This window comes from Caballeronia sp. A2-2, assembly GCF_057612605.2.
On sequence record NZ_CM172587.1, the window covers coordinates 258,922 to 281,081 of the forward strand.

Consider the following 22,160-nt stretch of genomic DNA (forward strand, 5'->3'; position numbering starts at 1 on the left):
ACGTTCCACCTGACACTCGCTCGCGGTCAGGGCCATCCGCGCGACGGCACTCTTCGATAAATAACATGCAACATTCAGCTCACGACGGCGTCGCCGCTTCCGGCGCGGCAAGCCATTTGCAAAAGCACGTTCGACTCGATCGAAACCTCGTTGGTCCGTGGCTTTTGGCCATTTCCATGCTCGTGTTCAGCCTGAGCGACATGTTGCTAGCGCTAAACGACGATTCATCGCAATTCATGAAACTTGCGGGGTTCGGATTCGTCGCGGCAGCAGTCGCATTGCGACCGCGTTTTCATTCCAGAATCGTGCTTCTAATACCGCTGACGGCGGTATTGTGCGTAAGCTTCGCACGCACCTTCAACCAGTCGGCCGGACTCGAAGAAGCGCTGCGATTTCTTTGCCCGATCATGATCACGATTGGACTGTTCGCCTATCGGGAACACCTTCCTGCCGTCCTGACAATGTTCATTGCCATTGTCGCGACGAACGATGCCTATCAAGTGTGGGCCTACATTTGTGCTTCGCTAGGCATGAGTCAATTCGTGCCGATACGCCTTGATTCTGGCCTTTTCATTCGCGCGCAGGGCTGGATTGGCTTTTTTTCTGAATTCAGCTTCATCAATCTCTGCGCCTTCGTTATTTGCCGGCGCAGGCGGCCCACGCGTCGCTCGCTCCTTGCATCATGGGTTTTTCTCGTCTTCGCCATACTCGGCTTGTCTTTCAAGATTTTGCCAGCGCTCGCGCTCTATCCATTGACCGCACAGAAGTTAAGACTGAAGGCCTGGCTAGGCATGATGGTATCGATCGTGGTTCTCGGCTTAGCGTTTATGAGTGGATACCTTGATAGTCTCACAGGACTGGCGCTTCAAAAGATTGCCTTCTACATTCTCGAGGGTAATTCAGCACGTGCGGAATCCTATCGGGTAATGCTGGAATCGTTAGCGAACTGGAATTTCTTGGGTGAGGGACTAGGCTCTTTCGGAGGGCCCGCATCGATTAAATATAACTCGCCACTCTACAGCTTTTACCATTTTAATTGGTTTGGACTTGGCAATACGCTAACGACCACGGACACCTTCTACCCGCACCTTTTTGTCGAAACGGGTGTTATCGGCGGAGTGATTTGGCTATGGACCGTTCTTTTCTATGGCGTGAGTCGCAAGCCCAGCAAAACGTGGCTTTTTATTGCGGCGGCGTTCTGTTTCGATAACGTTTTTTCTATGGCCTTCGTATCCCCGTCGTATGTCTTTGCGGCACTTTTAACGATGTATTTGTTTCGAAACTTCGATGCGCCCGCCAAGAGTTAATTTGGATTGGGTCGGCGCGAAGGCGCACTATCTCGTAACGAATTCACATAAGCACAGGATCCCTTATGAGGAAGTTTTCCCCTTCAGTTAAGGCGCTTGTTGCGACTGCCAGCCTTCTTTTCCCGATCATTTGTCATAGCGGCCCAACTCAGATCTTAAGGCCCAAGCACTTTAACGAACCCATAGCTAACACACAGCAGATCGATATCGAGCGGACACTTGGCGACCCAACTCCGAGGTGGTTGACCATTTGCATAGATGGACAAGAAGTGGCTTCGATGCAGCAGGGTGAACGCGTTCGTGTCTATCTGTCGCCAACGCGGACGCACGATCTTTATATCGTCACAAAGGGCAATCCAAACTGCGACGTCAATCAAGTCGTGACGGTGTTAGAGATTCCCACCGAAAAGCCGATTTGGAAAGTCGGTGTTGAACGCGATGATACGATCAGACTGGTCGATAGCGTGAATAGGTAGCGCAATTCCCGCTGAACATTCGATACTTAGATCGACTCACGCTCATCACCAAAATCGCGTCACAAAAGAGTGCCCCGTAGCGTCGGGGTCTGTCCGCCAGAACACGGAAGCATCACCCCGCCACCACCACAAACCCCCGCTTCCTCAACAACTCCAACACCCCTCTTTCCCCGCCCAAATGCAGTGCCCCGATCGCCACAAAAACCGGCTTATCAGGCGCCGCAATCCCCACCATCCGCTGCACGAAGCGCCTGTTCCTGTCATACACCACGCGGTTATCCACCTGCGCCGCCAGCGCCTTCGATTTCGCGAGCTTCGCGCCCTTGGCATCGTCCCACGCCTTCAGCGCATCCGCATCGCCGATACGCCATAGCCGATGCAGCTCCTTCACGTCCGCGATATTCTGCGCGGGCGTCTGCGCGAGATCCTGCGCCAGCATCTCCCGCTGCTGCGCCGACGTCAGCCGCGTGAACGTGCCGATCTGCTCGTTCAACGTCTCCAACCCGACGATTTTCCCCCGCACGCGCAGATACACGTTCTGCAACTGCGCCTCCGTCCCGTACTCGCTCTGAAAACCCGCCTTGAGCGTGTCGTACGTTTCGATCAACATCGAGGCAAGCCACGGCCGCGTGTGCCGCAACTCCCGCAACGCATCCGGGTTGTTGCGCATGCGTGCCTGGACGTCTTTCCACATCGCGTCCGGCAGATAGTCGATGAGACATTCGCTGCGACACATGCCGTAGCGGTTCACATCGTCCTGTGACACGAGCAGTTCGTCCGGCGAGATTTCGAGTGCGAGAGTAGGCGATGCCTCCAGCGCCGCGAGGATCGGCTGTCGAAACGGTTGCTCCGCCGGATAGTCGTTCGCGAAACCGACGTGCAGCGTGCCGAGGAGATAGATGGTGGTCGAACCTTTGGTCGCCACATAGAACGGCATATGCGGCGGTGCGATACGCACCGGACCCGTCGCCGTCGTGCCATTGGAACGGTCCGGCGGCAAGGCGGGTGCTGGCGCAGGAGAAGACGCGCCCGGTAACGCGGCCGGTTCCGCATCGCCCGCAGGTTGAGGCGTGCCGCCCGCGGGCGTGCGCGCACCGACCACGGCGAAGCTCGGCGGCGCTTCCGCGATACCCGCCGTAAACAGCACGAGCGACAGCACGAAGGCTGTCGCTTTGGCGAATGCCGGGCGGCGAACGCGCGGCTTGTCTAATGATTGCAGCACGAGCGACATCTTAAATCATCGCGTGACGCGTACCGGATGCGTCACGCGCCACAACTTGAAGCAGCGCGACTCAGGTTTCGCTTTCGCCGACTTCCTCGGCACGATGACACGATACCTGACGTCCATCGACCTCACGCAGTTTCGGTTCTTCCGCGCGACATCGCTCGATGGCCCACGGGCAGCGCTGATGAAACGTGCAGCCCGACGGCGGATTGAGCGGCGAAGGCATCTCGCCCTGCAGCTTGATCTGGATGCGCCGGTCCTGCGCGAAGATCGCGGGTGTCGCCGACATCAACGCACGCGTGTACGGATGCAGCGGCTTCGCGAACACGCGCTTCTTGTCGCCGAGTTCCGCGACGCCGCCAAAGTACATCACCATCACATCATCGGCGATATGTTCGACCACGGACAAGTTGTGCGAGATGAACACGTAGCTCGTGCCGAATTGCTGTTGCAGATCCATGAACAGATTCAGAATCTGCGCCTGAATCGAGACATCGAGCGCGGACACGGGCTCATCGGCGACGACGATCTGCGGATCGAGAATCATCGCGCGCGCGATCGCCACGCGCTGTCGCTGACCACCGGAAAACATGTGCGGATAGCGCGATGCATGCTCGGGCCGCAAGCCGACCGTGCGCATCATCTGCGCGATGCGTTCGGCGCGCTGCGTCGAGTTCATCGACGTATTGATGGCGAGCGGTTCGCCCAGCGTCTGCTCCACGGTCTTGCGCGGATTGAGCGAGGCGAACGGGTTCTGGAACACCATCTGCACGCGCTGACGCAACTCGGCGATCTTCGCCTTGCTCGCGCCCGCCACGTCCTCGCCTTCGATCAGCAAACGGCCCGACGTGGGCGCTTCGATCATCGTCAACTGACGCGCGAGCGTGGACTTGCCGCATCCCGATTCGCCGACGACCGCGAGCGTGCGCCCGCGCTGCAATTCGAACGACACGCCGTTGAGCGCCTTCACCGTGCCCTGCTCGAACATGCTTTTCTTGACGCTGTAATGCCGCGCGAGATTATCGGCGGCCAGCACGATGTCCTTTTGAACTTCCTTCGGCACCGCATTCATCGCGCGCCTCCTTCGACGACCACTTCCATATTCAGCGGCTTGATGCAGCGCGCGCGCACGGCCTCGTCGTTCGGTGCGAGCTGGAACAGATCGGGACGCGCCTTGCGGCAATCGTCCACGACATACTTGCAGCGCGGCGCAAACAGGCAACCGGTCGGACGATCATCGCGGCCCGGCACCATGCCCGGCAACGCGGAAAGACGCGCGGCATCGCGGTTATGTTCGGGAATCGCCGCGAGCAATGCTTCGGTGTACGGATGATGCGGCTCGCTGAAGATAGTCGGCACATGATTCGTCTCGATGATTTCACCGGCATACATCACCGCGACGCGCTGCGCGACTTCGGACACCACGGCGAGATCGTGCGAAATCAGCACGAGCGCCATGCCGCGCTCCTTCTGCAGCTTCACGAGCAATTCCATGATCTGCGCCTGAATGGTCACGTCGAGCGCGGTGGTCGGCTCGTCGGCGATCAGGAGCTTGGGATTGCACGCGACCGCCATCGCGATCATCACGCGCTGGTTCATGCCGCCCGACATCTGATGCGGAAACGCGCCGATGCGGTTCTTCGCATCCGGAATGCCGACCTGATCGAGCAGTTCGAGCGCGCGCTGTTCGAGCGCGCTGCCGCGCAAACCTTCGTGCAGCTTCAGCACTTCCTTGATCTGATAGCCGACGGTGTAGCTCGGGTTCAGGCTCGTGAGCGCGTCCTGAAACACCATGGCGATATCCTTGCCGATGATGCGCCGGCGCTCCCGCGCCGATGCCTTCAGCAAGTCGCGTCCATCGAACGTGATCTGATCGGCGGTGACTTTGCCCGGTGCGTCGATGAGGCCCATGAGCGCCATCATCGTCACGCTTTTTCCCGAGCCGGATTCGCCCACGACGCCGACGACTTCGCCCGGTGCAACAGACAGATCGATGCGATCGACCGCCTGCGTGCCGCCGAAGTTGACCTGCAAATTGCGGATAGTGAGTAGATCGGTCATGGCGTCATCCCATCCGCTTGAGTTTCGGGTCGAGCGCATCGCGCAGGCCGTCGCCGAGGAGGTTGATGACCAGCACGGAGACGAGGATGGACAAGCCCGGCATCGTCACGATCCACCACGCGCTTTCGATGTAATCGCGCGCCGAAGCGAGCATGGCGCCCCACTCCGCAGCGGGCGGTTGCACGCCGAGACCGAGAAAGCCGAGCGCGGCGGCATCGAGAATGGCGGAAGAAAAGCCGAGCGTCGCCTGCACGATCAGCGGCGCGGCGCAGTTCGGCAGCACTTGCGAGAACATCAGCCGCACCGTGCCCGCACCCGCCACGCGCGATGCCGTCACATACTCCTTCTGCAATTCGCCGAGCGCGGATGCACGCGTGAGCCGCACATAACCCGGCAGCGCGACGATGGCGATAGCGAGCATCGTATTGACAAGCCCCGGCCCGATGATCGCCACCACGGCGACGGCCAGCAGCAGCGAAGGCAACGCGAGCAGCACATCCATCACGCGCATGATCGGCGTATCGAGCCAATGCACGAACGCGGCCATCAAGCCGAGCACCACGCCGGGAATCAACGCGAGCACGACCGACACGAAGCCGATCCAGAACGACAGCCGCGCGCCGTACATCAGACGCGAGAGGATGTCGCGGCCCGCTTCATCGGTGCCGAGCAAGAATTGATGATTGCCGCCTTCGAGCCACGCGGGCGGAATCTTCACGTAGTCGCGATATTGCTCGATCGGACTGTGCGGCGCGATCAACGGCGCGAAGATCGCCACGAGAATCAGCAGCAGCACGATGGTGCCCGCCACGACCGCGCCGCGATTACGCGAGAAGTTCGCCCAGAATTCGCGCGCGGCGACCATGCGGCCCGAAGGCGGCGGCGTGATCGCTTGCGGCGGTAAGTTGTTTTGAATATCGGCCATAGTTTCGTGAGCCTCAGCGAGTATGGCGAATGCGCGGATTCAACACGCCGTACAACAGATCGACGACCAGATTCACGACGATCACCAACGTCGCGATCATCAGAATGCCGCCTTGCACGACCGGATAATCGCGCCGGGAGATGGCATCGATGAGCCACTTGCCGACGCCCGGCCACGAGAACAACGTCTCGGTCAGCACCGCGCCCGCGAGCAGCGTGCCGACCTGCAAGCCGATCACGGTGACCACGGGAATCAGCGCATTGCGCAGCGCATGCACGACCACCACGCGCAGCGGCGAAAGCCCCTTCGCGCGCGCCGTGCGGATGTAGTCTTCACGCAGCACTTCGAGCATCGACGAACGTGTCATGCGCGCGATCACCGCGAGCGGAATCGTGCCGAGCACGATGGTCGGCAGAATCAGATGACTCAGCGCGGAGGTGAACGCGCCTTCATCGGTCGAGAACAGCGAGTCGATCAGCATGAAGCCGGTGACGTGCGGAATGTCGTACTCCACAGCAATCCGCCCGGACACCGGCGTCCAGCCGAGCTTCGCCGAGAAGAACATGATGAGGATCAAGCCCCACCAGAAAATCGGCATGGAGTAACCGGTGAGCGCGGTGCCCATCACGCTGTGATCGACGACCGTGCCGCGCTTCAACGCCGCTGCCACGCCCGCCGGAAGGCCGACGATGAGCGCGAAGATCATCGCGCAGATGGACAGCTCGACGGTGGCCGGAAAGCGCGCCATGAACTCGCCCATCACGCTCGTGTTGGTGATGATCGACGTGCCCAGATCGCCCTTCAGCGCATGCGTCACGTAATGCAGATATTGAAGCGGCAACGGCTGATCGAGGCCCAGGCGCTTCATGGCTTCGGCGTGCGCGGCGGGATCGACGCCGCGCTCGCCCATCATCACTTCGATGGGGTCGCCGGGAATGAGGTGTATCAATGCGAACGCGAGAATCGTAATGCCGATGAACGTCGGTATCACCATTCCTATGCGTCGCAGAACGAATCGGAACATGATCGCCCTTGTCGGTCTTGGGGACTTGAAACGTATCCGGCGGCCGGGCCATGTCGACCCGCGCCGCCGGACCTTTTCGATTAGTTATGGTCTAGTGCAAAAAGCGTTCCGCAGCAAACTTTATTGCATGCCCACGCCATCGAAACGCACGTAGCCGAGCGGCTCGATCTTCATGCCCGTCACCTTCTTGCTGACCGGCTGATACACCGTTGAATGCGCGATCGGCGAGAACGGCAACTGCTGGCCGAAGATCTCCTGCGCGTCCGTGTAGGCCTTGGTGCGCGCGGCGACATCGGTGGTCGAACGGCCCTTCACGACGAGATCGTCGAACGGCTTGTAGCACCACTTCGAGAAGTTGCTGCCCTTCACGGCGTCGCAGCCGAGCAGCGTGCCGAGCCAGTTGTCCGGATCGCCATTGTCGCCCGTCCAGCCGATCAGCAGTGCGTCATGTTCGCCCGCGTGCGCGCGCTTGAGATACTCGCCCCACTCGTACGACACGATGTTCGCCTTCACGCCGATCTTCGCCCAGTCGGCCTGAATCATTTCCGCCATCAGACGCGCGTTCGGGTTGTAGGCGCGTTGAACCGGCATCGCCCAGAGGGTGATTTCCATGCCGTTCGGGAAGCCCGCCTTCGCGAGCAGCGCCTTGGCTTTCGCAGTGTCGTACGTCTGACCCTTGAGGTTCTTGTCGTAGGACCATTGCGTCGGCGGCATCGGTGCGGTGGCCGGCTGGCCCGCGCCCTGATACACGGAATCGATGATCGCCTTCTTGTTGATCGCCATGTCGAGCGCGCGGCGCACGTCGGTGTTATCCAGGCCCTTCTTCGTCACGTTGTACGCGACATAGCCTTCATTGAAACCGGCCTGCGACGGCAGATCGATGTTCGACACCGCCTTGAGCGCGGAGATATCGCCCGGACGCGGATAGCTCATCACCTGACATTCGTTGCTCTTGAGCTTTTGCACGCGCACGGCGGCATCCGGCGTGATCGAGAAGATCAGCTTGGAAATCTGCACCGCGTTCGGCTTCCAGTAATCGGGATTGCCGTCGAAGCGGATGGTCGCATCCTTCGTATAACTGCGGAAAATGAACGGTCCCGTGCCGAGCGGATATTGATTGATGTCCGACGCCTTGCCGTCCTTGAGCAGCTTGTCCGCGTATTCGGCGGACAGAATCGAGGCGTATTCCATCGCGATGTTCTGGATGAACGGCGCGCTCACTTCCTTGAGCGTGAACTTCACGGTGTACGGATCGACCTTCTCGATCTTCGTGATGAGCTTGTCCAGACCCATGTCCGTGAAGTACGGGAACTGCACGTTGTACGCCTTGCGGAACGGATTGTTCGGGTCCAGCATGCGGTTGAACGTGAAGACCACGTCATCCGCGTTGAACTCGCGCGTCGGCTTGAAGTAGGACGTGGTCTGGAACTTCACGCCATGACGCAGATGGAACGTGTACGTGAGGCCATCGGATGAAACGTCCCACTTTTCCGCGAGCGCGGGTTCCACTTTCGTGCCGCCACGTTCGAATTCCACGAGGCGGTTATACGTCGTGAACGTGTTCGCCGTGAAGTCGGTGCCCGTGGTGAACTGCGCGGGATCGAAACCGGCGGGGCTGCCTTCGGAGCAGTACACCAGCGTTTTATTCGGTAGTGCCGCGTGCGCCGTGCTGGCCGCAAACAACGTTGCCGTGGCGACGGCGCTCAACAGCGCCGACATGCGGGCGCCTCGCAACAGGCCAAAATTCTTCATGTTTCCTCCAGGTCGATGCCGGCTCTGACCAGCGTAGCGCGATCTTACTTGATCGCACCGCGCAGGCATCCGGCGCACAGGACTCTGCCGTATTGGCGGATCGATGCAAATTCGGGCGCTACCCTAGCATGAACAAATATTACGTGTGTGGTCGTTTTCCCCACTGGTCCGGGAAGCGGCCGTGCGTTCAATTCGGTTGATTTATGGGCTATGCGCAGAGGTGATAGCTTTATAGCTGCCCCTTGTCTGCTTGTTTAGCACGTAAAAATAAAAAGCCGCGCGATTCGCATCGCGCGGCCGTAGTTCAAACGTAAGCGTCGTTCTGTTTTTCAGGCGCTTTTAAAGCCAAGACGCTCGCAAATCGCCTTCGATGCCTGCGCCCCGTTGAGCGTATAAAAATGCACGCCCGGCGCGCCGCCATCGATCAATCGCTGGCACAGGCCGGTGACCACATCCAGCCCGAACTCGCGGATCGAATCGCGATCGTCGCCGAAACTCTCCAACCGGCGCGCGACCCACTTTGGCACTTCCGCGCCGCACATCTCGGAGAAGCGCATGAGTTGCGAGAAGTTCGTGATCGGCATGATGCCCGGCACGATGGGCACATCCACGCCGAGCTTCTTCGCTTCGTCGATGAAGGTGAAATACGCGTCCGCGTTGAAGAAGTACTGCGTGATCGCGGAATTCGCGCCCGCCTTCACCTTGCGCGCGAAGTTCTCGAGATCAGCGCGCGGCGAACGCGATTGCGGATGAAACTCGGGATACGCGGCCACTTCGATCTTGAACCAGTCGCCGTGCTCCTGACGAATGAACGCCACGAGTTCCGACGCATAGCGCAACTCGCCGACTTCGCCCATGCCCGAAGGCAAGTCGCCACGCAGCGCGACGATATGACGAATGCCGTGTTCGCGGTACTGCGAAAGAATCGCCCGCAGGCTCTCCTTGGACGACCCGATGCACGACAGATGCGGCGCGGCCTCGAACCCTTCCGTGGCCATTTCCAGCACCGTGTCGAGCGTGCCTTGCTGCGTGGAACCGCCCGCGCCGAAGGTCACGGACACGAACTTGGGCGACAACTTCTTCAGCTCGGCGCGGGAAGCACGCAGCTTCTGAACGCCTTCGTCCGTCTTCGGCGGAAAAAACTCGAATGAAAGTTCGATCGGTTTCATGATGTTTTGGACGTGCGGCAGCGCCTTCGCGGACACCTGCGCTAACCGAAATTCCGATTCCCGAACACGAGCGCCGACAGGAGCCATGACACGATGCTGTAGAGAATCGAGCCGAAGAACGCGGACCAGAATCCCGATACTTCGAACCCCTTCAACAGCGACGAGCACAGCCAGAAACACAGCGCGTTCACCACCAGGATGAACAGCCCGAGCGTGAGGATCGTCACCGGCAAGGTGAGGATAATCAGCACAGGCCGCAGAATGGTGTTGATGAGTCCGAGCACGATTGCCACGATCAGCGCCGTCCCGAAACTGCGGATATGAATGGACGGCACCAGATACGTGATGATCAGAAGCGCGAGCGCGTTGATCAGCCATGTCAGCAACAACGTCATCGATGGAATCTCCGGTTTGGGCGAGGGCTCGTGCGGGCGCGCATGCCACGCGCCCGCACCCGGCACCGCCGCCGCGTGCGATCAGTAGCGGTAGTGGTTCGGCTTGAACGGGCCGGTCTTGTCGACGCCGATATAGCCGGCCTGTTCATCCGACAGCACGGTCAGTTCGGCACCGATGCGGCCCAGATGCAGACGCGCGACCTTCTCGTCCAGTTGCTTCGGCAACACGTAGACCTTGTTCTCGTACTTGTCGCCTTCGCAGAACAGTTCGATCTGCGCGAGCGTCTGGTTCGTGAACGAGTTCGACATCACGAACGACGGATGGCCAGTCGCGCAACCGAGGTTCACGAGACGCCCTTCGGCCAGCAGAATGATCTTCTTGCCGTCCGGGAACACGATGTGATCGACCTGCGGCTTGATGTTGTCCCACGTGTACTGACGCGTGGAAGCAATGTCGATTTCCGAGTCGAAGTGGCCGATGTTGCAGACGATCGCGTTGTTGCGCATCGCCTTCATGTGGTCGTGGTTGATGACGTGGTAGTTGCCCGTCGCCGTCACGAAGATGTCGGCGCGGCTGGCGGCGTATTCCATCGTGACCACGCGATAGCCTTCCATCGCGGCTTGCAGCGCGCAGATCGGATCGATTTCCGTGATCCACACCGTCGCGCCCAGACCGCGCAGCGATTGCGCGCAGCCCTTGCCCACGTCGCCGTAACCTGCGACGACTGCGACCTTGCCCGCGATCATCACATCGGTCGCGCGCTTGATGCCATCGACCAGCGATTCACGGCAGCCATACAGATTGTCGAACTTCGATTTCGTGACCGAATCGTTCACGTTGATGGCCGGGAACGGCAGACGCCCTTCCTTTTCCATCTGATACAGACGATGCACGCCCGTGGTCGTTTCTTCCGTCACGCCCTGAATGTGCGCCAGACGCGTGGAGTACCACGTCGGGTCATTATCGAGGTGCGATGCGATCGACTTGTACAGCGCGACTTCTTCTTCGTTCGTCGGCTTGGCGATGACCGAGCGGTCCTTCTCTGCCTTCGAACCGAGGATCAGCAGCAACGTGGCGTCGCCGCCGTCGTCGAGAATCATGTTGGCGAATTCGCCGTTCGGCCATTCGAAGATGCGGTGCGAAAACTCCCAGTATTCGTCGAGCGATTCGCCCTTGAACGCGAACACCGGCGTGCCGCCATCGGCGATGGCGGCGGCTGCGTGATCCTGCGTCGAGAAGATGTTGCACGACGCCCAGCGCACGTCCGCGCCCAGCGCCTTGAGCGTTTCGATCAGCACGCCCGTTTGAATCGTCATGTGCAGCGAACCGGCAACGCGCGCGCCCTTCAGCGGCTGTTGCGCCTTGTATTCGTCGCGAATCTGGACGAGGCCCGGCATTTCCGTTTCGGCGATGTCGAGTTCCTTGCGGCCCCATGCGGCCAGCGTCATGTCGGCAACGATGAAATCTTTGGAAGTTTTGGAATCGAGAACTGCGGCGTTCATCACGCCCTCCTTTTCTAAAAAGACTAGAAATGTTGACGTGAGCGCCGTTCGAATGCGGTGGGCTCTGCGGGCTATTTTTGCCTTCGAACCGTCCGGATTGAAAGCTTCCGAGCCTGGCAGCCTCGATTGAATGGGCTGTCGCAACGCTCCTCGGAAACGAGAGGGGATTGTAGCAAAGTCTTATGACAAAAGCGGCGGTTTCTAAGACACCGGTTAGTTCGTTCTGCGCGGTATCGCGCAGGATCGAAACGCTGTCAGATCGCGGACCAGACCATGTTGCGCACTCGTTCCATGAAGCGCGCCGTGGCAGCGGCGTACATTCCACCTTCATCGATTGGTTTTTCCATCACGCCCATCTCTCGATAGAAAAATTTCGCTACATGACTGTTCGGGTGATAGTGCAAGCGAACGAAATTTCCTCTGCTTTTCAGGCACAGCAGGGGACACCCGTAGATTTCATTCACGGCCTGAGAAAAGACCAAATCTTCACCGCCGAAGCGACGAAACACCTCATCCTCGGGAAATCCTTTCAGTGCAACGAAGAATTCGCGACGCACGACCAGTGAGCTGGTAACGGCGTTTGACATGAGCTGCGCAAGCTGTTCGAAAGCCGGGAAGGCGAGGATATCGGCGGGAAAACCGAAATACTCGACGTCGAGATGAAGGGCCGGTCGCAAAGGATTTTCATGCAGGCATGCGGCGGCGTTTGCCAGTGCTCGAGGGAGATACTCGTCGTCGGCATCGAGGAAGGCCAGCAGTGGATGAACCGCGTGGCTTGCGCCCAGATTACGAGCCTTGGCCGGTCCCGCGTTTTTCGGCACTCGCACGAGTTGAACTCTGGGGTCCTTCAATGCATAAAACGCTGCGACTTGCGCCGAGGCATCTTCCGAGGCGTCATCCACGACGATTATCTGAGCCGCCTGTGTCTGCGCAAGGCAACTGTTTAGTGCCCGCGCGAGCGTTCTGACGGCGTTGTAGCAAGGGACGATTACCGATATGCGTTGCACTGGAAGCCTCTAATCATGCGATGCCGGTTTATCGCATAACGCTAAGCATATACTCGTAAGAACAATCCCTAAAATTCTGCGGCCTCTCTCGTAGTCAAATCGGCAGCATGCCCAGTAAGGGCGCCAGCAGCACCATTGCCACGCCGGCGATCATCATGGTGAGACTGGCGACGACACCTTCCTCGCTGCCGAGTTCACGCGCCTTCGCCGTGCCGACGCCATGCGCCGCCGCACCGAACAGCGCGCCGCGCGCAAGCCGCGTGCGCAGCGGCACCAAGGCCAGCACGATCTCGCCGAACAACATGCCGCAGACGCCCGTCGCGATCACGAACAGCGCGGTGAGGTCTTTGGGCGCGTGAATCTTGTCGGAGACGGCGAGGGCGAACGGCGTGGAAACGGAGCGCGTCGCGAGGCTGCGCTGCAATTCCGGCGAAAGATGCAGCAGCTTCGCCAGCACGAGCGATCCGCCGACCGCCACCAGAATGCCGACCGTCACACCCACGGTGAGCGAAATCCAGTGCCGCTTGAGCAGCGCGCGGTATTCGTAGATCGGCACCGCGAACGCGACCGTCGCCGGCCCGAGCAGCCACATGAGCCAGCGCGTGTCGGCGAAATACACGGAGTAAGGGATGCGCGCCGTCACCACGATCAGCCCGAGCACAGCGGGCACGGCGAGCAAAGGCGTGAGCCACGGCGTCCTGAAGCGCGCGTATAAACGCTTCGCCGCGAAGTACAGCGCGACGGTCAGCACGAAGCATCCGGCGGCGATCAGTCGCGCGGCGTCGTCTTCGAGCAAGGAGGCATAGAAGTGGCTCATGGCGTGTGCGTTCAGACGCGCGCGGCGTGACGCAGCGCCAGCGCCCGACGCAGCGCGAGATGGCGTTCGAGACGCGCCGCGCGATCCACCGCGAACGCGACGGCGACCATCACCATCAACGTTCCGCCGACGACGACCAACGCGAGCCGCCAGCCGTCTTCCCTGAACAAGCCGCCGTACTGAACCGCCGCCACCGCTGCCGGAATGAAGAACAGCAGCATGTCCGCCAGCAGCCAATCCGCGCCCGCCTTCACCCAGCGCGGCGCGATGCCACCGCAGAACAACAACGCCAGCAACGCGACCAGCCCGACGACGCCACCCGGCACCGGCAGCGACAACTTCCGCGCCACAAAGTCCGCGACGACCCAAATCCCGGCGAGCGCAGCCGACTGCACCGCGATGCGGCCAAACCGGCCAAACGCCGCGCGCACGCTTTCGGGTTGCTTCTGGATCGGAAGGACGGCTGACATGGCGGACTCGTTATGTTGTCGATAAGGGTTAACCTGTAAGCCGAGTATATGGGTGGTCCAGTCATAATAAAAATGACTTAACCTTATTCGATGCATTCCAAATTGGAATTCGGAGGCCGCCTGTGGAACTACGCGCGTTGAGATATTTCGTGGAGGTCGTGCGGCAGAAAAGCTTCACCGCTGCCGCCGAACACATGTTCGTCACGCAGCCGACCATCAGCAAGATGGTGAAAGCGCTGGAGGACGAAGTCGGCTCGCCGCTGCTCCTGCGCGATGGCCGCCAGATGGTGCTGACGGATGCCGGGCAGATCGTCTATCAGCGCGGCGTGGACGTGCTCGCAGCGCACGCGCGGCTCGAAGCCGAACTGAACGACCTTGGCACCTTCGGGCGAGGCACGCTGACCATCGGTATTCCGCCGATGGGCGGATCGCTCTTCACGCCCGCGATCGCTGCTTTTAGGCAGCGATACCCGAAAGTCGAATTGAAGCTGTTCGAACGCGGCTCGAAGGCGATCGAAGCCGCGTTGATCGAAGGCGAATTGGAACTCGGTGGCGTGCTGCAACCGGTCGATACGGAAAAGTTCGATGTGCTGCCGGTCAGTCGCCAGTTGCTATGGCTCGTCGCGCAAAAAGGCTCGCGCTGGGACGATGCCCGCGAAGTGGCGCTCACCGACCTCGCCGCCGAGCCCTTCGTGTTCTACGGCGAAAGCCTCGCCCTGAACGATGTCGTGCTCAACGCGTGCCGCACGGCGGGGTTCTCGCCGACCATCGTCGGGCGCAGCGGGCATTGGGATTTCATGGCTGCGTTGGTGCAGGCGGGCATCGGCATCGCGCTGCTGCCTGCGCCTTACTGTCGCCGGCTCGATGCCGACGCTTTCACCTGCAAGCCCGTGGTCGCGCCCGAGATTCACTGGGACATGGCGCTTGGATGGCGGCGCAACGGTTATCTGTCGCACGCGGCGCGCGCGTGGATCGAAGTGGCGCGGGAGTTGTTGCCAGCCAGTCTCGATCAGGATTTCATGGCCGATGGCTTTCCACGCACGCGGCGGGTCAAAGACTCAACGTGACGCGCAAGAAAAAACGCGCCGGACCGCACATGCGATCCGGCGCGTTCGTGTTCCTGCTGCGAGCCGTTGCAGCTTAATTCGCTTCCTTGAACTCGATCCGGCGATTCGCCATGCGGCCGGTCGCGGTCTTGTTGTCCGCGATCGGGTAAGCATCGCCGAAAGCCTGCACGGTCAGCGCCGTCGCCGGCACGCCGCGCTTCACGAGGAACGATTTCACCGCTTCCGCGCGCTTCTTCGACAATTGAAGATTCAGCGCCTTGCTGCCCGTGTTGTCCGAATAGCCGGCGATCTGAAGTTTGATCGGCGTGGCGGTGTCGCATTCCTTGATGGCCTGCGCGGACTTCGAAAGCTGCGTCATGGCGGCGGCAGGCGGCTGAACCGCGCCGGTGCGGAAGTTGATCGGCTTCAGGTTCAGCGTGTGGATGACGTTCGAGGCATCGCACTGTTGCTTTGCACCGGTGTCGGCCACGACAGCCGGAGCGGCTTGCGGCAGTGCATTCGCCGTCGCAACGGTCCAGCCCGAGCCGAACAGCGCCTTGAGTTTGTCGAGCCAGCCGAATTTCGAATCCGCGGCGCTGCCGGAGAGCGAAATCTTGTCGCCGACGATGCTCACCTTCGCGCCCGGCTGCGTCAGCACCGGCAACAGGCCGTCCAGCTTGTCGAGCCACGACGCCGATTTCGTGTCCGGATCGACGGTGATGTTCGCGTGGAACTTGTCCGCGCCGAGCTTCGCCGTGAGCAGGTCGATCAGGCGCTGGCGTTCCTCTTCGCTGTTGACGGTCGCCTTCAGCGTGGGAATGCCCGATGCATCCACCGTGGTCGTCATGATCGATGACTTGCCCGGCATGAGCATGGGCAACGAGGCATCGCTGGCGGCGGATGCAAGCGCGACAGGCGCCGCGCTGTCCGATGCCGCAGCGGTGGTGCCCGCATCGCTCGACGTGTCGGCGGCGGCGTCCTGCGCGGGCTTGTCCGTCGAGCAGCCGCGCGAGGCGAGCGCCGCGAACAGCGCCAGCGCGGCCGCGCTCGCCACCCACATCCACGCCTTCTTGTTGCTGCTCTTTTCCTTCTGCTCTTCCACGGCCACGGTCACGGGCGGCGGGCCATCGACGTGAATCGGGAACGCGGTGGCCTGATGCGCCACCGGATGTTCGAGATGCGCCGACACCGCCTTCAAACGCGATGCCACGCCCGCCAGAAACGCGCCGACCGAGCCGAGCCCGAGCGCGCTGGCGAAAGCGTCCGTCATGTTGGCGCGCACCACCGGCAACTGATGGCCGAGCAAAGTGGGCAAATGGCCGATCTGGCCGTTCTGCTGCGTGAAGTAGCGCTTGAGCACGCCGAGCACGGTTGCGCCGACGACGCCGGAAATCATGCGCGTGGCGCTGGCCGCGACGCCCGTGTACTCGGACATGCGTTCGGCGAGCAGGTTGAGGCTATCGTGCGAGGCGAGCGCGCCGTCCGCCTTCTCGCCTGCATCGACCAGCGAACGGAAACCTTCGTCATGAACCACGAAGTGCGGCAGTTCGTCCGCGATCTGCGCATTGGTAGTCGGCGCCATGATGGCCGAAAACAGGCTGCGCGCGCCTTCGAGCGACGACGCCTTGTTCATCATCGATCCGATGAGCGCCGGCGCGCACAGCGATGCGACCCGCTTGGCGGCTTCCGGCGCGCAGCCGATGCGGCCCGCGAGTTGCTGCAAGACGCCTTCGGTCAAAGCGCCCTGCACTAGCTGGTTGAGGTTAATGCTCATTGAGATACGTCCCTGAAAAGCGTCATTGCATCGGCCCACGCCGGGCTGCGCCGATTATAGGTTCGCGTTTCTCCGTTAAATCAGGCAGGCTAAACAATCGGATTTGTCTCAGTAACCGAACTTTGAGAATCGACGTAAGAAGAACTCGAAACAATGCCGCCGACCCTTGCGGCCTATGATGTTTACATCGAGATGACAGGCGCGCGCGTGGTTTTTTCGCCCGCTTCAGGAGACCGAAGATGACATCGCCATCGTTCAGCACGCACGCTGCCGCGTTCGGGCAAACACACGAAGTCACGAATCAACCGCCGCCGCTCGCCGATTACGATGCCTTCGCCGCCGATGCCGCGCTCACCGCCGCCATCGAACGCGAGGGCGCGAACTGGCACGCCGAAGCGCTGTCCCGCGATGCCCGCGCGCTCACGCAGCCCGAAACGCTCGCGCTCGCGGACCTGGCCAACCGGCATACGCCGGAACTGAACACGTTCGATGCGCGCGGCGAGCGCATCGACGAGATTGAGTTTCATCCGGCGTGGCATGCGCTGCTGCGTCGTTTGCGGCAGGAAGGCTTGCAGGCGCTGCCGTTCGAGCCAAACGCGCGCGCCGGATCGATGGCCGCGCGCTGCGCAGGCTACTTCCTGCATGGACAGCTCGAATCCGGCTCGCTGTGCCCGATCACCATGACGTTCGCGAGCATTCCCGTGCTGCGTCGCGAACCGGCGCTGTTCGAACGTCTCGCCGCGCAACTCCTCTCACGCGACCACGATCCGCGCGACATGCCGCTCGAAGCAGGCAAGCGTTCGATGATGATCGGCATGGGCATGACCGAGAAACAGGGCGGCTCCGATGTACGCAGCAACCGCACGCGCGCCCACGCGATCGGCGCAGGCGGGCGCGGCGGCGAATATCGGCTGATCGGCCATAAGTGGTTCTTCTCTGCGCCGCAATGCGATGCGCATCTCGTGCTCGCGCGCACCGCCGACGAAGGCGGCCTTTCCTGTTTCTATGTGCCGCGATTCATGCCGGACGGCAGCAAGAACGCGGTCCATATCCAGCGCCTGAAAGACAAGCTCGGCAACCGCTCGAACGCGAGCAGCGAAGTCGAGTTCCTGAACGCATACGGCGTGATGATCGGCGACGAGGGACGCGGCGTGCCGACCATCATCGAAATGGCGAACTTCACGCGGCTCGATTGCGTGATCGGCAGCGCGGCGCTCATGCGCGCGTCGCTGGTCGAGGCGATTCATCACGCGCGGTATCGCGAGGCGTTCGGGCGGCCGCTCATCGGACAGCCTTTGATGCGCAATGTGCTCGCCGACCTCGCGCTCGAATCCGAAGCGGCGACCGCGCTGTTCATGCGGCTGGCGGGCGCGTTCGAGCAGAGCGCGGCATCGGATGGCGCGTTGCACGAGCGCGCGTGGCGGCGTATCGTCACGCCCGCCGCGAAGTTCTGGGTCTGCAAGCGCGCGCTCGAATTCACCGGCGAGGCGATGGAAGTGTGGGGCGGCAACGGCTACGTCGAAACCGGTCCGATGGCGCGTTTCTATCGCGAAGCGCCGGTCAATTCGATTTGGGAAGGGTCCGGCAACGTGATGTGCCTCGACGTGCTGCGCGCCTTCGAGCGCGAACAGGACGCCGCGCACGCGCTATTGGAAGACTGGCAGACGACGGCGGCCGCGCATCCGGCGCTCGGCGCGGCATTGCAAACGCTGATCGGCATGTTGACGGGCGATGCCGCCACGCGCGAGGCATCGGCGCGGCGCATCGCGCAGCAGTTAGTGCTGTGCGCGCAGGCGGTGTTGCTCGCGCGCCATGCGCCGTCCGTGGTCGCGGATGCCTTCATCGAAACGCGTCTGGGCGATGCGCGCCGCGTGTATGGCACTTTGCCAGCCAGGTTCGATCACGCCGCTATCGTCGAGCGCGCCTTCCCAGGTTGACGAACCGCGCTTACTTCGCGAGCCGCCCCGCCTCGCGAATCGGCTCCTCGTTTTCCAGCCGATACACCCACGCCAGCAGTTCCGCCACCGCGTGATACAGCGCGGGCGGAATGTGCGCGTCGAGATCGACCTGCATCAGCAGCGACACCATGTCCGGCGAATCGTGCACGTACACGCCCGCTTCCTTCGCGCGCTTCACGATCATCTCGGCGACGATGCCATAACCCTTCGCGACCACGCGCGGCGTGCCTTCGCGGCTCGTCGGATCGTAGACGAGCGCGGTGGCTTGTTTGCGGATGTCGCCGTTCATGGCGCGTTCCCTTCGTCGCCGGGCGCGGTGAACAAATGCGCGAGCGGCGAAGGCACCGCTTTTGGACCGGCGCGGCAGGCGTCGCCGTTGCCGTCGAACTCCGCGCCCTCCATCGAACGCACGCTCAGCGATGCCAGCGCGAGTCCCGCCGCCTTCACGCGCTGCGCGAACGAAGCGCCGTCGCTCGCCAGTCGCGATGCGCCTGTGTCGCTCGCGCGGATGCGCACGACGAGCTTGTCGCCGGTCAGCACGAGATCGGCATCGACCAGACCGAGCGCGGGAAGATCCAGCGTGACGCGCGTGCGCCATGCGGTTTCGGCGGCGAGATCGTCGGGTGCGCGCGGCGTGCGGTCGCGTTCGATTTCCCAGTCGAAGCGTGTGCCGGGCCACGCCTCGCCTTGCCAGCGGAACAGGCCGTTGGCAAGCATGTCGAGTTGCTGACGCACGGTGTTGAGCGCCGCCGGATTGATGCCCGCCGCGAGCGACGCCTGCATCACCGCTTCATGCGTTGCCGCGGGCGACGCCGCCGCGCCCGCTTCGGACGTGGGCGCATGTTGCGAGTTGGACAGCGCGGAAGCCGGCGCATCGAGCAGCGATGCCGCGAGCGCCGCCGCTTCGTTCGGCGTCTGCGGCATCACGATGGCGTGCGGCGTCGGAGGCGCAGAACCAGCGTCCGGCGCATGCGGCGTGTCGGGCGCGTCGTGCGGCACGGATGCGGCGAGCGCCGGGCGTACATCGTCGATCCAGGGAATGCCGGTGCTTTGTGGATCGGTGAAATCGAGCGGCAGGGATTGCGTGCTGGCATCGACGCGTGCCTGAGGCTCGCCGCCCAGCGATGCGACGCTGCGCTGGCCCGACACCCACTGCGCGAGATGAGATTCGTAGAACAGACCACTTTCGCCGACGGTTTTCGATAGTTGCGCCGCGACTTGCGCGACCGGCAACGGCGGCATGTTCTGGCTGGCGGCACGCGCGGCGGCCACGGCGGATGCGTTCGATGAAAACGCCGTGTCGAAAAGTCCGGTGGTGAGCGCGGCGAAGGCGCTGGCGGGGCGCGGCGGCATCGCCCAAAGCGGCGCATCGCCGACGACCGGAGGCGCGCTGCCGCCAAGACGCGAAATCACATCGAGCGTGCGCGCGACGCTGGATAACGCGGTCTGCGTGGAGGCGACCGGCGCGCCCGTCGGCCCGTAAAGGCTCGGTGCATCCGTGCCCGCCGTGCTGGCGGTGTTCGCCACGCTCGTCTGCGTGGCGGTCTGGCCGGCAGCCGCGCGCAGCACGGACACGAACAAATCGGTCCGGCTGGCCAACAAGGAAGGAATCGCGGAATCCAGCCCACTCATGGGGACATCCTCTCAACTTCTGCTCGTGGACTGCGCTGCGCGCCATCCGCGATTCCACGCGGGCTGTGTCGCTAGCGCAATCCGATCATCTTTTTCAATACGCGCGCCGGGCTGTTCACCGTGAAGAGCGCCGATAAACGCGCGAGACTCGGTGACGAGAGATCGCGAATCGCGGCATCGTCGGCGAGAATCTTCTTCACCAGTTCCAGCTTGCGCGCACGGGCGGTTTCATCGAGTTCGGACTGGCAATTCACATCCTTCAATTGCTCGACCAGCTCGCGGTACGTGCCCTGCATCGTCTTCAGTTCGCCCCACTCGCCTTCGCGCGCCGCCACCAGCATGCGGTTCGACAGCCGGGCGATGGCCTCGTAGTGGGCAAAATATTCTTCTGTCGTGTTCATTCTTATCAGGCTCGCCGGCGCGAACTCGTTCAAACGGTCGCCACGGCCATCTTCGATGCTTCCGGCCCGATTCCGACCCACGCTTCTTCCAATGTCGCCAGCAGGTTGTCCACTTCCAGGAGCATGGCTTCGTCCTGGCTGAGATTCGCCTGCATGAGACGGCGCGACATGTACGAGTACAAGGCGTCCAGCCGCTGCGCGATCTCGCCGCCCGCTTCCTTGTTCAGCGCTTCCTGAAGCCCGCTCTCGACAATCCGTATCGCCTTGCTGATGGCCGTGCCGCGCGCGCCCACGTTGTTCTGCTGGAGGTGCATCCGCGCCTGCGCGATCGCTTGCCGCGCGCCCTGAAAGAGCATCGCGATCAGCCGGTGCGGGCTTGCTCCCGTCACCCCTGTCTGGACGCCCACGCGTGCATACGCGTTGGCTCCCGATTGTCCTGGGGAATACATCCGTGGTTCTCCTTGTGCTGTGCCGGGGCGGGCCGTCTGCTCGTGCAGACGATGGGCGTTTGCCGGATGGCTCGGGCGTGGGCGCCTCCGTCCGATCGATGTCAGTGCTGGCAATCGTGGCAATCGGACGTGAGTCTGTCGTGCCGTTATCGGGGTTATCGGAGCAACGCCGGAAAGCTTTAGCTTGCAAGACTGTAGGGCCGGAACGAGTTCAAAAGGGCGGAATCGACGACGACGGCAAACGGTCCGTCAGACCGAGATCTGCATGACGTCGTTGTAGGCGGCGACCAGCTTGTTGCGCACTTGCAGGCCGAATTGCAGGCCGACGTTCGCTTTTTGCATGTCCACCATCACGTCGTTGAGCGAGACGTTCGGCGAACCGGTTTCGAACGCGCGTGCTTCGCCCATGGCCTTGTTCTGGCTGCCGCTGATGCTGTCGATCGACGACTTCAGCACGCTGGCGAAGCTGTCGACGCTCGCCGCGCCCGACTGGCCGGTGACCGCGCCCGACGCCACCGTCGATGCGTTGCCGGCTTCGCCCGTGCCGCCGGCGGCTTGCGAGGCCATCGACTGGATCGCGCTCAGGGCGGAGTTAAGCGGGTTGATCGGAAAGTTCATGATGACTCCGGGTTTCTGTGAGGAACCGGCTGCGGACGCCTTCGTTTCGGGCGTGCCTTCACCGGACCGGGCGGCGTGTCTACACCATCGCCGAGTACGACAAAGGTTAGCAGCGCGACCTGTCCCAAAGCCCCGGAAGAACGGGGAAAAC

General features: G+C 61.9%; 22 protein-coding genes and 1 riboswitch. Of the genes, 4 read left to right on the forward strand and 18 right to left on the reverse strand.

Going from position 1 to position 22,160, the window contains the following annotated elements; genetic code table 11:
- Nucleotides 1–65 precede the first annotated feature (65 nt).
- Together ACZCWR_RS01325 and ACZCWR_RS01330 are read left to right on the forward strand one after the other, a co-directional pair.
- Nucleotides 66–1,307, forward strand: a complete 1,242-nt coding sequence (locus tag ACZCWR_RS01325; protein ID WP_487301954.1) for a hypothetical protein — start codon at nt 66–68, stop codon at nt 1,305–1,307.
- A 65-nt stretch (nt 1,308–1,372) separates the two neighbouring features.
- Nucleotides 1,373–1,783: a hypothetical protein gene (locus tag ACZCWR_RS01330; protein WP_487301955.1), complete on the forward strand. Its 411-nt coding sequence runs from the start codon at nt 1,373–1,375 to the stop codon at nt 1,781–1,783.
- Nucleotides 1,784–1,895: 112 nt separating this feature from the next.
- On the opposite strand, the gene ACZCWR_RS01335 is transcribed toward ACZCWR_RS01330, so the two are convergent.
- The 12 genes from ACZCWR_RS01335 to ACZCWR_RS01390 form a co-directional block, all read right to left on the reverse strand.
- Nucleotides 1,896–3,014 carry a TraB/GumN family protein gene (locus tag ACZCWR_RS01335; protein WP_487301956.1) on the reverse strand — a complete coding sequence of 373 codons (1,119 nt, stop codon included), beginning with the start codon at nt 3,012–3,014 and terminating at the stop codon, nt 1,896–1,898.
- Between the two features lie 61 nt (nt 3,015–3,075).
- On the reverse strand, nt 3,076–4,080 hold the full coding sequence (locus ACZCWR_RS01340; protein ID WP_487301957.1) for a peptide ABC transporter ATP-binding protein: 1,005 nt from the start codon (nt 4,078–4,080) through the stop codon (nt 3,076–3,078).
- On the reverse strand, nt 4,077–5,069 hold the full coding sequence (locus ACZCWR_RS01345; RefSeq protein ID WP_487301958.1) for an ABC transporter ATP-binding protein: 993 nt from the start codon (nt 5,067–5,069) through the stop codon (nt 4,077–4,079). Before ACZCWR_RS01345 ends, ACZCWR_RS01340 begins: the two co-directional genes overlap by 4 nt.
- Before the next feature lie 4 nt (nt 5,070–5,073).
- Nucleotides 5,074–5,994 carry an ABC transporter permease subunit gene (locus ACZCWR_RS01350; protein ID WP_487301959.1) on the reverse strand — a complete coding sequence of 307 codons (921 nt, stop codon included), beginning with the start codon at nt 5,992–5,994 and terminating at the stop codon, nt 5,074–5,076.
- A 13-nt stretch (nt 5,995–6,007) separates the two neighbouring features.
- Nucleotides 6,008–7,018: an ABC transporter permease subunit gene (locus ACZCWR_RS01355; RefSeq protein ID WP_487301960.1), complete on the reverse strand. Its 1,011-nt coding sequence runs from the start codon at nt 7,016–7,018 to the stop codon at nt 6,008–6,010.
- Nucleotides 7,019–7,138: 120 nt separating this feature from the next.
- Nucleotides 7,139–8,770, reverse strand: a complete 1,632-nt coding sequence (locus ACZCWR_RS01360) for an ABC transporter substrate-binding protein (RefSeq protein WP_487301961.1) — start codon at nt 8,768–8,770, stop codon at nt 7,139–7,141.
- Nucleotides 8,771–9,099: 329 nt separating this feature from the next.
- A complete protein-coding gene (metF, locus tag ACZCWR_RS01365; RefSeq protein ID WP_487301962.1) occupies nt 9,100–9,939 on the reverse strand; it encodes a methylenetetrahydrofolate reductase [NAD(P)H] in 840 nt (279 codons plus the stop codon).
- 41 nt (nt 9,940–9,980) lie between these two features.
- Nucleotides 9,981–10,334, reverse strand: coding sequence for a phage holin family protein (locus ACZCWR_RS01370; RefSeq protein ID WP_487301963.1), 354 nt, complete (start codon nt 10,332–10,334; stop codon nt 9,981–9,983).
- Between the two features lie 81 nt (nt 10,335–10,415).
- Nucleotides 10,416–11,837, reverse strand: a complete 1,422-nt coding sequence (gene ahcY / locus ACZCWR_RS01375; RefSeq protein ID WP_487301964.1) for an adenosylhomocysteinase — start codon at nt 11,835–11,837, stop codon at nt 10,416–10,418.
- A 32-nt stretch (nt 11,838–11,869) separates the two neighbouring features.
- Nucleotides 11,870–11,995, reverse strand: a riboswitch (S-adenosyl-L-homocysteine riboswitch).
- A gap of 96 nt (nt 11,996–12,091) precedes the next feature.
- Nucleotides 12,092–12,844 carry a glycosyltransferase family 2 protein gene (locus ACZCWR_RS01380; RefSeq protein WP_487301965.1) on the reverse strand — a complete coding sequence of 251 codons (753 nt, stop codon included), beginning with the start codon at nt 12,842–12,844 and terminating at the stop codon, nt 12,092–12,094.
- A 94-nt stretch (nt 12,845–12,938) separates the two neighbouring features.
- Nucleotides 12,939–13,661 carry an LrgB family protein gene (locus ACZCWR_RS01385; RefSeq protein ID WP_487301966.1) on the reverse strand — a complete coding sequence of 241 codons (723 nt, stop codon included), beginning with the start codon at nt 13,659–13,661 and terminating at the stop codon, nt 12,939–12,941.
- An 11-nt stretch (nt 13,662–13,672) separates the two neighbouring features.
- Nucleotides 13,673–14,131 (reverse strand): CidA/LrgA family protein, encoded by a 459-nt coding sequence (locus ACZCWR_RS01390; RefSeq protein WP_487301967.1) that lies wholly within the window; start codon nt 14,129–14,131, stop codon nt 13,673–13,675.
- Between the two features lie 122 nt (nt 14,132–14,253).
- On the opposite strand from ACZCWR_RS01390, the gene ACZCWR_RS01395 reads away from it, so the two are divergent.
- Nucleotides 14,254–15,198 carry a LysR substrate-binding domain-containing protein gene (locus ACZCWR_RS01395; protein WP_487301968.1) on the forward strand — a complete coding sequence of 315 codons (945 nt, stop codon included), beginning with the start codon at nt 14,254–14,256 and terminating at the stop codon, nt 15,196–15,198.
- 73 nt (nt 15,199–15,271) lie between these two features.
- On the opposite strand, the gene ACZCWR_RS01400 is transcribed toward ACZCWR_RS01395, so the two are convergent.
- Nucleotides 15,272–16,951 (reverse strand): OmpA family protein, encoded by a 1,680-nt coding sequence (locus ACZCWR_RS01400; protein ID WP_487301969.1) that lies wholly within the window; start codon nt 16,949–16,951, stop codon nt 15,272–15,274.
- Between the two features lie 239 nt (nt 16,952–17,190).
- Between ACZCWR_RS01400 and ACZCWR_RS01405 the strand changes: the two genes are divergently transcribed.
- On the forward strand, nt 17,191–18,888 hold the full coding sequence (locus tag ACZCWR_RS01405) for an isovaleryl-CoA dehydrogenase (protein WP_487301970.1): 1,698 nt from the start codon (nt 17,191–17,193) through the stop codon (nt 18,886–18,888).
- Nucleotides 18,889–18,898: 10 nt separating this feature from the next.
- Here the strand turns inward: ACZCWR_RS01405 and ACZCWR_RS01410 are convergent, their stop codons facing one another.
- From ACZCWR_RS01410 to fliE, 5 genes are all read right to left on the reverse strand, one after another.
- A complete protein-coding gene (locus ACZCWR_RS01410; protein WP_487301971.1) occupies nt 18,899–19,198 on the reverse strand; it encodes an EscU/YscU/HrcU family type III secretion system export apparatus switch protein in 300 nt (99 codons plus the stop codon).
- The gene (gene fliK / locus ACZCWR_RS01415) at nt 19,195–20,541 is read right to left on the reverse strand and encodes a flagellar hook-length control protein FliK (protein ID WP_487301972.1); all 1,347 of its coding nucleotides are present in this window, start codon (nt 20,539–20,541) and stop codon (nt 19,195–19,197) included. Before fliK ends, ACZCWR_RS01410 begins: the two co-directional genes overlap by 4 nt.
- A 71-nt stretch (nt 20,542–20,612) precedes the next feature.
- The gene (locus ACZCWR_RS01420) at nt 20,613–20,942 is read right to left on the reverse strand and encodes a flagellar protein FliT (RefSeq protein ID WP_487301973.1); all 330 of its coding nucleotides are present in this window, start codon (nt 20,940–20,942) and stop codon (nt 20,613–20,615) included.
- A 29-nt stretch (nt 20,943–20,971) separates the two neighbouring features.
- Nucleotides 20,972–21,391 carry a flagellar export chaperone FliS gene (gene fliS / locus ACZCWR_RS01425; protein ID WP_487301974.1) on the reverse strand — a complete coding sequence of 140 codons (420 nt, stop codon included), beginning with the start codon at nt 21,389–21,391 and terminating at the stop codon, nt 20,972–20,974.
- A gap of 249 nt (nt 21,392–21,640) precedes the next feature.
- On the reverse strand, nt 21,641–22,009 hold the full coding sequence (fliE, locus tag ACZCWR_RS01430) for a flagellar hook-basal body complex protein FliE (protein ID WP_487301975.1): 369 nt from the start codon (nt 22,007–22,009) through the stop codon (nt 21,641–21,643).
- Between the last annotated feature and the right edge of the window lie 151 nt (nt 22,010–22,160).

What these genes read in the sequence shown, in the direction of transcription:
- ACZCWR_RS01325 (WP_487301954.1), top strand. Translation starts at nt 66, where the DNA reads ATGCAACATTCAGCTCACGACGGCGTCGCCGCTTCCGGCGCGGCAAGC.
- ACZCWR_RS01330 (WP_487301955.1), top strand. Translation starts at nt 1,373, where the DNA reads ATGAGGAAGTTTTCCCCTTCAGTTAAGGCGCTTGTTGCGACTGCCAGC.
- ACZCWR_RS01335 (WP_487301956.1), bottom strand. Translation starts at nt 3,014, where the DNA reads ATGTCGCTCGTGCTGCAATCATTAGACAAGCCGCGCGTTCGCCGCCCG.
- ACZCWR_RS01340 (WP_487301957.1), bottom strand. Translation starts at nt 4,080, where the DNA reads ATGAATGCGGTGCCGAAGGAAGTTCAAAAGGACATCGTGCTGGCCGCC.
- ACZCWR_RS01345 (WP_487301958.1), bottom strand. Translation starts at nt 5,069, where the DNA reads ATGACCGATCTACTCACTATCCGCAATTTGCAGGTCAACTTCGGCGGC.
- ACZCWR_RS01350 (WP_487301959.1), bottom strand. Translation starts at nt 5,994, where the DNA reads ATGGCCGATATTCAAAACAACTTACCGCCGCAAGCGATCACGCCGCCG.
- ACZCWR_RS01355 (WP_487301960.1), bottom strand. Translation starts at nt 7,018, where the DNA reads ATGTTCCGATTCGTTCTGCGACGCATAGGAATGGTGATACCGACGTTC.
- ACZCWR_RS01360 (WP_487301961.1), bottom strand. Translation starts at nt 8,770, where the DNA reads ATGAAGAATTTTGGCCTGTTGCGAGGCGCCCGCATGTCGGCGCTGTTG.
- metF (WP_487301962.1), bottom strand. Translation starts at nt 9,939, where the DNA reads ATGAAACCGATCGAACTTTCATTCGAGTTTTTTCCGCCGAAGACGGAC.
- ACZCWR_RS01370 (WP_487301963.1), bottom strand. Translation starts at nt 10,334, where the DNA reads ATGACGTTGTTGCTGACATGGCTGATCAACGCGCTCGCGCTTCTGATC.
- ahcY (WP_487301964.1), bottom strand. Translation starts at nt 11,837, where the DNA reads ATGAACGCCGCAGTTCTCGATTCCAAAACTTCCAAAGATTTCATCGTT.
- ACZCWR_RS01385 (WP_487301966.1), bottom strand. Translation starts at nt 13,661, where the DNA reads ATGAGCCACTTCTATGCCTCCTTGCTCGAAGACGACGCCGCGCGACTG.
- ACZCWR_RS01390 (WP_487301967.1), bottom strand. Translation starts at nt 14,131, where the DNA reads ATGTCAGCCGTCCTTCCGATCCAGAAGCAACCCGAAAGCGTGCGCGCG.
- ACZCWR_RS01400 (WP_487301969.1), bottom strand. Translation starts at nt 16,951, where the DNA reads ATGAGCATTAACCTCAACCAGCTAGTGCAGGGCGCTTTGACCGAAGGC.
- ACZCWR_RS01405 (WP_487301970.1), top strand. Translation starts at nt 17,191, where the DNA reads ATGACATCGCCATCGTTCAGCACGCACGCTGCCGCGTTCGGGCAAACA.
- ACZCWR_RS01410 (WP_487301971.1), bottom strand. Translation starts at nt 19,198, where the DNA reads ATGAACGGCGACATCCGCAAACAAGCCACCGCGCTCGTCTACGATCCG.
- fliK (WP_487301972.1), bottom strand. Translation starts at nt 20,541, where the DNA reads ATGAGTGGGCTGGATTCCGCGATTCCTTCCTTGTTGGCCAGCCGGACC.
- ACZCWR_RS01420 (WP_487301973.1), bottom strand. Translation starts at nt 20,942, where the DNA reads ATGAACACGACAGAAGAATATTTTGCCCACTACGAGGCCATCGCCCGG.
- fliS (WP_487301974.1), bottom strand. Translation starts at nt 21,391, where the DNA reads ATGTATTCCCCAGGACAATCGGGAGCCAACGCGTATGCACGCGTGGGC.
- fliE (WP_487301975.1), bottom strand. Translation starts at nt 22,009, where the DNA reads ATGAACTTTCCGATCAACCCGCTTAACTCCGCCCTGAGCGCGATCCAG.